The 1,776-nt window shown below is 50.7% G+C and carries 3 protein-coding genes and 1 pseudogene; all 4 read right to left on the bottom strand.

The window, feature by feature from the left end; all coding sequences use genetic code 11:
* Nucleotides 1-63: 63 nt before the first annotated feature.
* Nucleotides 64-501 carry an NUDIX domain-containing protein gene (locus AC1DWB_RS34550; protein ID WP_477545594.1) on the bottom strand — a complete coding sequence of 146 codons (438 nt, stop codon included), beginning with the start codon at nucleotides 499-501 and terminating at the stop codon, nucleotides 64-66.
* 111 nt (nucleotides 502-612) lie between these two features.
* Complete coding sequence (locus tag AC1DWB_RS34545; RefSeq protein WP_477545593.1) at nucleotides 613-792, bottom strand: hypothetical protein; 180 nt, start codon at nucleotides 790-792, stop codon at nucleotides 613-615.
* Nucleotides 793-906: 114 nt separating this feature from the next.
* Nucleotides 907-1,266 (bottom strand): Lin0512 family protein, encoded by a 360-nt coding sequence (locus AC1DWB_RS34540; RefSeq protein ID WP_477545592.1) that lies wholly within the window; start codon nucleotides 1,264-1,266, stop codon nucleotides 907-909.
* A gap of 99 nt (nucleotides 1,267-1,365) precedes the next feature.
* Nucleotides 1,366-1,776, bottom strand: a pseudogene (locus tag AC1DWB_RS34535) (MFS transporter); the annotation flags it as partial.

Raw genomic sequence — 1,776 nt, 5'->3', positions numbered from 1 at the left:
TTGCAGGATTTCCTCAGAGACTAACTGTTTCGTTAAAAAATGCTGCACTTTCGCAGGATTTACTTAAACTGCACCTTCGTTCGCATAATAAGCCGGGTTTACGCTCCACTTCAACTGAAGCTTCAACTGCTCGAATAGTTGCGGCATTAATTCCTGCGCCGTCTTGAGCTCGACCCACTTGGCTTCCACAATATCGTGGTCCGGATCTGCGATGTGCATCTCGCCACCGACAATAGTCGCATAAAAGCTGAAGATGATGGCGTGATGACCTGGCCCCAGGAATACTTTTTCGCGAACAGAATGAAGGCCTTGAATCGCAACATTGTACCCGGATTCCTCCTTCACCTCGCGAATAACGGCTTGCTCAATCGTCTCTCCTTCCTCAACAGCACCACCGGGAGGGCTCCAGTATACATGGTCTCCCTTCACATTTTTCACTAGTAACAGCTTCTGGCTGGACTCATCAAAGATCAAGGCACTGCCTACATCGACTCTCTTCATCTCAATTCTCCCCTTCTAGATGGACCATCTGATTACGAATTATTTGAATATACTGTATGGCAATAGGCGCAACTGGTCGATCTTCTGCCGTGCAGAGGGAGATTGGCCGCTTCAATTCCATAGCACAGCCAAGGCCGAGATCAGATTCGCCCCGTACCCCGCGCTAACCGCTCGAATCGTCTCGTAAAGGCCATTTACCTGCATGCCAACCTTCAGTGAGGAACACTCATCCTCGAATAGTTGTTCCCAACGAATGTTGGCACGCTCCCAGCCGCCTCCTATGACAGCCAAATCGACCTTGTGGTTATGCAGCAGCTCGAAGCCTTCTTCTGTGTTTACGGTCGTTACCTTAAGATCAGAAGCAGACTGCCCTATTTAGGAACAGTCTGCTTCTTCATCTCGATTCTAGTACCCCACCTCAACGGAAGCAATCACAACATACGCAAGGTCGTTCCGGTCCTCTTTATCAGTCAGAACGATACCACTTGATGTAAGCATTCCACCTGCAACTACCTCGAACGTCACTTGACCATACGGCAATTCCGCTTGAACAACTGCCAAATCCAGCTTGTCTTGATCAGCTGGAACGGCCAATCTTACATTCACTTTCATCTGGTGGAGATCGTTGCCGGGCAGCACGGAGCGCAGCCCTGGCATGGAATTATGGTGAATGGCATTCTGCACAGCTCTTACCGCTGCCTTCGTAACATTTTGACCGTGGAGATCAATTCCCATGCCGATTTCGATAAACATTACGTTCTCCATTGCTATTGGTCCCTCCTTGATCATACCGCCTATTGCTTCACCTACTGCAACAACCAACTACTCCTTCATGATGCACATAATGACCCGCAAAGGCAAGTGTCAGCTCCCCGTACTTGATCCAACCTTGTTACTCCTTGAGAATGAAAGGGCTGCCGTCACGAACGCCAGCGCTACTGCTAGGCTAGCGAGCCATGGATTATAAAGGACGGTCGAAGCCGAATTCACCAGCATCCCTCCGCTTCCGGCACCGATCGCCAAGCCCAGATGCGTGAATGAGGTGTTCAAACTGAGGACGAGATTGGCCGATTGAGGCGCTTGCTGGACGAAGTACGTATTGAGGGCAGGCGCCGTCACGAACATGGAACTCACCCAGATGGAGATGAGTACCAAGCTACCGACTAAGGTGGAGTCGAATAATGGTAGGAAAGCAAGGGATGCAGCAGGGAACGCCAATCCCATTGCCAGCATCCGTGTCGCCCCCCATCGGTCCACTCCATAACCGCCCAGACG

The organism is Paenibacillus sp. P4_E11 (assembly GCF_056401635.1).
Note: the sequence above shows the minus strand (reverse complement) of the source record. Positions and strands in the feature narration are given on the sequence as shown.